The 5,387-nt window shown below is 38.9% G+C and carries 9 protein-coding genes; 2 read left to right on the forward strand and 7 right to left on the reverse strand.

The genetic code is table 11. The features are described 5' to 3' along the window. Window positions 1–84 precede the first annotated feature (84 nt). The gene (locus Hs30E_RS10350) at window positions 85–297 is read left to right on the forward strand and encodes a hypothetical protein (protein ID WP_172209866.1); all 213 of its coding nucleotides are present in this window, start codon (window positions 85–87) and stop codon (window positions 295–297) included. 3 nt (window positions 298–300) lie between these two features. Beyond that, on the forward strand, window positions 301–594 hold the full coding sequence (locus tag Hs30E_RS10355) for an ISAs1 family transposase (protein WP_172209867.1): 294 nt from the start codon (window positions 301–303) through the stop codon (window positions 592–594). Window positions 595–1,167: 573 nt separating this feature from the next. On the opposite strand, the gene gshAB is transcribed toward Hs30E_RS10355, so the two are convergent. The 7 genes from gshAB to infA form a co-directional block, all read right to left on the reverse strand. Further along, a complete protein-coding gene (gene gshAB, locus Hs30E_RS10360) occupies window positions 1,168–2,316 on the reverse strand; it encodes a bifunctional glutamate--cysteine ligase GshA/glutathione synthetase GshB (protein ID WP_172209868.1) in 1,149 nt (382 codons plus the stop codon). 272 nt (window positions 2,317–2,588) lie between these two features. Continuing rightward, window positions 2,589–2,969 carry a 50S ribosomal protein L17 gene (gene rplQ, locus Hs30E_RS10365; protein WP_172209869.1) on the reverse strand — a complete coding sequence of 127 codons (381 nt, stop codon included), beginning with the start codon at window positions 2,967–2,969 and terminating at the stop codon, window positions 2,589–2,591. A 22-nt stretch (window positions 2,970–2,991) separates the two neighbouring features. Then, the gene (locus Hs30E_RS10370) at window positions 2,992–3,927 is read right to left on the reverse strand and encodes a DNA-directed RNA polymerase subunit alpha (protein WP_172209870.1); all 936 of its coding nucleotides are present in this window, start codon (window positions 3,925–3,927) and stop codon (window positions 2,992–2,994) included. 52 nt (window positions 3,928–3,979) lie between these two features. Further along, a complete protein-coding gene (rpsK, locus tag Hs30E_RS10375; RefSeq protein ID WP_172209871.1) occupies window positions 3,980–4,363 on the reverse strand; it encodes a 30S ribosomal protein S11 in 384 nt (127 codons plus the stop codon). 15 nt (window positions 4,364–4,378) lie between these two features. After that, on the reverse strand, window positions 4,379–4,744 hold the full coding sequence (rpsM, locus tag Hs30E_RS10380; RefSeq protein WP_172209872.1) for a 30S ribosomal protein S13: 366 nt from the start codon (window positions 4,742–4,744) through the stop codon (window positions 4,379–4,381). Window positions 4,745–4,760: 16 nt separating this feature from the next. Beyond that, window positions 4,761–4,877 carry a 50S ribosomal protein L36 gene (gene rpmJ, locus Hs30E_RS10385; protein ID WP_072353646.1) on the reverse strand — a complete coding sequence of 39 codons (117 nt, stop codon included), beginning with the start codon at window positions 4,875–4,877 and terminating at the stop codon, window positions 4,761–4,763. A 30-nt stretch (window positions 4,878–4,907) separates the two neighbouring features. Beyond that, window positions 4,908–5,126, reverse strand: coding sequence for a translation initiation factor IF-1 (infA, locus tag Hs30E_RS10390; RefSeq protein WP_003138071.1), 219 nt, complete (start codon window positions 5,124–5,126; stop codon window positions 4,908–4,910). Window positions 5,127–5,387 lie beyond the last annotated feature (261 nt).

The following is a 5,387-nucleotide window of genomic DNA, read 5'->3' on the forward strand; positions in this document are numbered from 1 at the left end:
CAAGCTGAAAATTCAGCCTAAATCATAACTCAATCATATCAAAAATGGAATCTAAAAGCAAATTTTGCTTTATAAATGTAACTCATGTTTAGACTTTTTTTGGGACATTTTCAATTTCGCTTGACAGAAGATATTGAAACATTTTCGACATTAGAAAAAAATCATGGACGGATTGAAGCGCGCAAATGTTATTTAATCAAAGACATTGACTGGTTGGATAATCGTGAAAAATGGGCAGGACTCAGGTGCGTTTTTGCGGTAAAACGAACGGTTGAGACAAAATATAAAACAACATAAGAAATGAGTTACTATATTTCTAGTCTTGAAGCAAAACCCGAAAAATTATTAGGTATTGTACGGGAACACTGGAAAATAGAGAGTTTGCACTGGCTGCTGGATGTTGACTTTTCTGAGGATGAATGCCAAGTTGAGTCAGAAAATGCTCAAAAAACTTTAAATGTTTTTAGAAAACTCGCTATTTTAGCTCATCGTACTTACTTGAAGCAGACAAATAAACAACGTAGTATTAAGCAGAATTTTCTGCAATGTTTGATAAATGAAAATGTTATGCTTTCTGTCTTGAAAAATTTATGAAACGACCGTGCTGTTAAACATACTCATTTAACTAAATACAGAATACACTTTGTATTGTCTCAGAAATTGCCTCAAACCTATTTGAGCATGGTGGTAGAAATATGTGCCATACCACGCATTAAACCGTTTGATTAAGTCAAACAAGAAAGCTTTTCGGTAAAATTCTTGCATTGTCCATGACAACCACAGCACAAGGAGCTACTGAACATAGAAAAACTGTTTCAAACCAATGTTCAAAATTATTTGAGCTACCACTTTCATCTAAGTAAACGATGTCTTTAGCCGAGAATTGTGCTAATTTTTCTGAGTATTCTACTCGTTTTGACTCATCTCGCTCTCGGTAGAGAAGCTTCTTTTTTTAAAGCTAAAACCAATTTTCTTTAGGGCAGACCAAACTAAGTGTCATATCTGGATATTCAAGCACAAACGCTTTTAGTTCGTCTGGATTTAACTTTTTGAAAAAAGTTTTTCAATCAGATTTTACATAATCACTACTATACTAACGAAATAAGAGAAAGCACCATTATTCTAAATAACTTTTCAGCCAAATCAAACAAAAATAAACAAATCTACTTAAAACACTTCCGGAAACAACAGTTGAATCAAATGTGCCGTCACTCGTCGTGATTTACCAACAGCTGGAAACAAGTGCATTTGCATCATCGGATTCTGATTGGCCTCAATGATAAAATAAGCGCTTTCTCGCGTCAAATCTTCAATAATAATATCTACACCTGTAATTGTCACATCTAGCGCCCGCGCTACTTTGATTGCAATTTGCTTATAAAAATCACTAACATCGTCCGTGCGGTCAATCGAATCGCCACCCGTTGAGATATTTGAATTTTCTCTTAGGAAAACCCGTTGCCCCGTTTTAAGCACCGTCTTTTCATCAATGCCCTGTAAACTCATAGTCAAACGCTCAATATCACCCAACTTAATTTTTTCAAGCGGTGTCCGATGATTTTCGCCACGTCTGTTATCCTCATTTTTAATCGCCACTAACTCTTCAACACTGTGACTGCCGTCTCCCACAACATTTGCGGGAAAACGCTCCAAAACAGCCAGCACGTCATTTCCCTGAACATAAAAACGGTACTCTGTCCCGTGTGCATAAGTTTCAACAAGAATTGTCTCGTCATACTCAAAAGCGATTCTGACAGCTTTTTCATAATCAACACGACTTGCTTTTTCTTTGAAAATGCTAATGCCAAGCCCAAAATTAGTTGACTTGGGCTTAACGACAAAAGCATGTGGCAACTGCTCAAAATAGCTCAGCGCTTGAACAATCGTATGACATTCAAAACCAGACGGCACACTCAATCCCGCCGCACTCAAAATTTTCTTAGTCACACTCTTATTTTCCATCAGCGCATGCGACAAAGCACTGTCAAATCGCGTAATATTGCCTTGCTTGACATATTCTGTGTGTTCGCCATAAGTCAGCTTGACAATCTGCTCCGTCTCATCTAACACTTCAAAATAAATCCCGTATTTAATCGCATCTGAAAGAACATTTTGCGTTGACAACTCCAAATTTTCGTAGCCTGGCAACTGAAAATCATTAGCAGGTTCAAAAACAGGTACACCTTGACGACTGAGAACCGCAAGAATCGCCTTTAATTCGCGTTCTGATTGATAATTCACTGTTAGAAACTCTCCCTCAAAACGCCAATGAACAGTGTTTTCAAGCGAGCTCGAGACCTTAATTATTTTTTCCATTTGCAAAAATCTCCGATATTTTTAATAAATACAATACTCTGAGCGTTGGACTTTCCCATTTACAGATAAATTTCCTCATCATGTACTTTTCCATTTTACCATAAAATAACGATTTTCAGCCAAAATAAAAACCACTTATCGCAAAGATAAGCGGCCTAGTTATTATACTAGACAGTAAGAGCTAGACTAAGTGCAAGCACCACCATCATAACACTCCACAAAAGATTGATGAAGATCTACTGTTTTATTTATTTGTTACTGAAAATCAACTATTAAACAAGTTCAATAATCGCCATCGGTGCAGCATCGCCACGACGTGGTTCAGTTTTGAGAATACGTGTATATCCACCATTGCGACCTTCGTAACGTGTAGCGATGTCGCCAAACAATTTTTGAAGTGCCGTTGGGAAAGTTTCTGTTTCTTCGTTGAAATCTTTATCAGCGATTTCATTACGCACGTAAGCAGCAGCTTGACGGCGAGCATGAAGATCGCCACGTTTGCCGAGCGTGATCATTTTTTCAACAGTTTTACGAACTTCTTTAGCGCGAGCTTCAGTTGTTACGATGTATTCGTTGATGATCAAGTCAGTCGTTAAATCGCGAAGCATTGCTTTACGTTGATCAGATGTACGTCCAAGTTTACGGTAACCCATGATTTCCTCCTATATAGATTTTTTAGTCTCTCTTGAGTGATAAGCCAAGGCTCTCAAGTTTATCTTTAACTTCAACCAAAGATTTACGACCCAAGTTTTTCACTTTGAGCATTTCAGGCTCGCTCATTTCCGCCAAATCAGCGACAGTATTGATACCAGCGCGTTTCAAACAGTTATATGATCGAACAGAAAGATCAAGTTCCTCGATGACTTTATCCAGAGCACGCTCAGGTTTGATTTCATTTTTATCAACCAAGGTATCAGCAGTTAGCGCTACCTCAGACAAGTTGACAAAAAGACTCAAATGGTCAGTCAAGATTTTTGCAGATAATGACAAAGCATCTTCTGCTGAGATTGTGCCATTTGTAAAGATTTCCAATGACAATTTGTCAAAGTTATCTTTTTCACCCACACGCGCTGGCTCAACTTGGTAATTAACCTTGTTGACAGGCGTATAAGATGAATCAATAGCAATTGTCCCGATTGGTGCATCAGATTGTTTATTTTCTTCAGCAAGGACATAACCACGACCAGAATTTACGGTCATGCGAGCATTCACAGAATGACCTTCAGCAAGCGTAAAAAGGTAATGCTCTTTGTTGACAATCTCAATATCGCTATCTGTGAGAATATCACCAGCTGTCACAACAGCAGGACCCATCACGTCAAGCTCAATAATTTTTTCCGTTTCAACATATGATTTGATTGCAAGACCCTTAATGGCAAGAATCACTTGAATCACATCTTCGTGTACCCCTGGAATTGTCGTGAACTCATGCAGAACCCCTTCAATTTGAATGCTTGTAACAGCAGCACCAGGCAGTGACGACAGAAGAATACGACGCAAAGAGTTACCAAGAGTAGTCCCATAACCACGTTCAAGCGGTTCTATGACAAATTTGCCATAAGTATTTTCTTCATCAAATTTTGTAATTTTTGGTTTTTCAAACTCAATCATCTGTATATCCTTTCAGTGCAAAATGTTAGAGTAGCAACAAGCACCCTTGAAATTATACACGACGACGTTTTGGAGGACGTGCACCATTATGGGCGACAGGCGTCACATCGCTGATTGCTGTCACGTTAAGACCTGCGGCTGCGAGTGCGCGGATAGCGGATTCACGACCTGGTCCAGGACCTTTAACGGTAACGGCAACAGTTTTCAAACCATGTTCTTGAGCAGACTTAGCAGCAGCTTCAGATGCCATTTGAGCAGCGAAAGGAGTCGATTTTTTAGACCCTTTGAAGCCAAGAGCACCAGCTGATGACCAAGCAAGCGCGTTACCATGAACGTCTGTAATCATCACGATTGTGTTGTTGAAAGTAGCATGAATATGGACGATACCAGATTCAATATTTTTCTTGACACGACGTTTACGAGTAGGTTTAGCCAATGTTTATCTCCTTTCTTATTTCTTCTTGCCTGCGATAGATTTAGCAGGGCCTTTACGTGTACGCGCGTTGTTCTTCGTGTTTTGACCACGAGTCGGCAATCCGCGACGATGACGTATACCACGATAGCTACCGATTTCCATGAGACGTTTGATGTTCAAGTTCACTTCACGACGAAGATCGCCTTCAACTTTGAGCCCATCAACTTCACGACGGATAGCATCTTCTTGGTCAGTTGTAAGGTCTTTTGTACGAATATCTTCAGAAACGCCTGCAGCAGCAAGCACTTTTTGCGATGTTTTAAGACCGATTCCGTAAACATAAGTAAGTGAAATCACAATACGTTTGTCATTTGGAACGTCAACTCCAGCAATACGAGCCATTCTTTATATTTCCTTTCTATCCCTGACGTTGTTTGTGTTTTGGATTGACAGGGCAAATTACCATAACACGACCGTTACGACGAATGACTTTACAGTATTCGCACATTGGTTTAACCGATGGTCTTACTTTCATTGTATATACCTCCTATAAAAAATGTTTGGACTACTTAAAGCGGTATGTAATACGTCCACGAGTCAAATCATACGGCGACATCTCAACAGTAACACGGTCACCAGTCAAGATGCGGATATAATTCTTACGCATTTTACCAGAAATAGTCGCCAAAATTTTGTGTCCATTTTCCAGTTCAACTGTGAACATCGCGTTGGGCATTGTGTCAATCACTTTGCCTTCAATTTCGATTACGTCATCTTTTGCCACGTCAACTTACCTCCTCTTTAAATTTGTCCATTTTTCGATAAATATCTAAAAGTCGGACTAGGATATTATACCATATTCTTGCGACTTTGACAAGTATTTCTAGCAAAAGAGTTCACTTTTTATCATTCGAAAGCGATAATGTCCTAAGTAGGTCGAAACATAAAATGTCCCAAATGTTAAACTAATACTTATGAAAAGGATATTACTCACTGTGAATGAATTGAAAAAATATCGTGTTATCAAGTTAGTACACGATGGTAA

The organism is Pseudolactococcus hodotermopsidis (assembly GCF_011170085.1).
GTDB classification, from domain to species: Bacteria; Bacillota; Bacilli; order Lactobacillales; family Streptococcaceae; genus Pseudolactococcus; species Pseudolactococcus hodotermopsidis.

Excerpts from the sequence above, each read along its gene's own strand:
- Hs30E_RS10355 (WP_172209867.1), top strand. The coding sequence starts at position 301 with ATGAGTTACTATATTTCTAGTCTTGAAGCAAAACCCGAAAAATTATTA.
- rpsM (WP_172209872.1), bottom strand. The coding sequence starts at position 4,744 with ATGGCTCGTATTGCTGGAGTTGACGTTCCAAATGACAAACGTATTGTG.
- rpmJ (WP_072353646.1), bottom strand. The coding sequence starts at position 4,877 with ATGAAAGTAAGACCATCGGTTAAACCAATGTGCGAATACTGTAAAGTC.
- Hs30E_RS10350 (WP_172209866.1), top strand. The coding sequence starts at position 85 with ATGTTTAGACTTTTTTTGGGACATTTTCAATTTCGCTTGACAGAAGAT.
- gshAB (WP_172209868.1), bottom strand. The coding sequence starts at position 2,316 with ATGGAAAAAATAATTAAGGTCTCGAGCTCGCTTGAAAACACTGTTCAT.
- rplQ (WP_172209869.1), bottom strand. The coding sequence starts at position 2,969 with ATGGGTTACCGTAAACTTGGACGTACATCTGATCAACGTAAAGCAATG.
- Hs30E_RS10370 (WP_172209870.1), bottom strand. The coding sequence starts at position 3,927 with ATGATTGAGTTTGAAAAACCAAAAATTACAAAATTTGATGAAGAAAAT.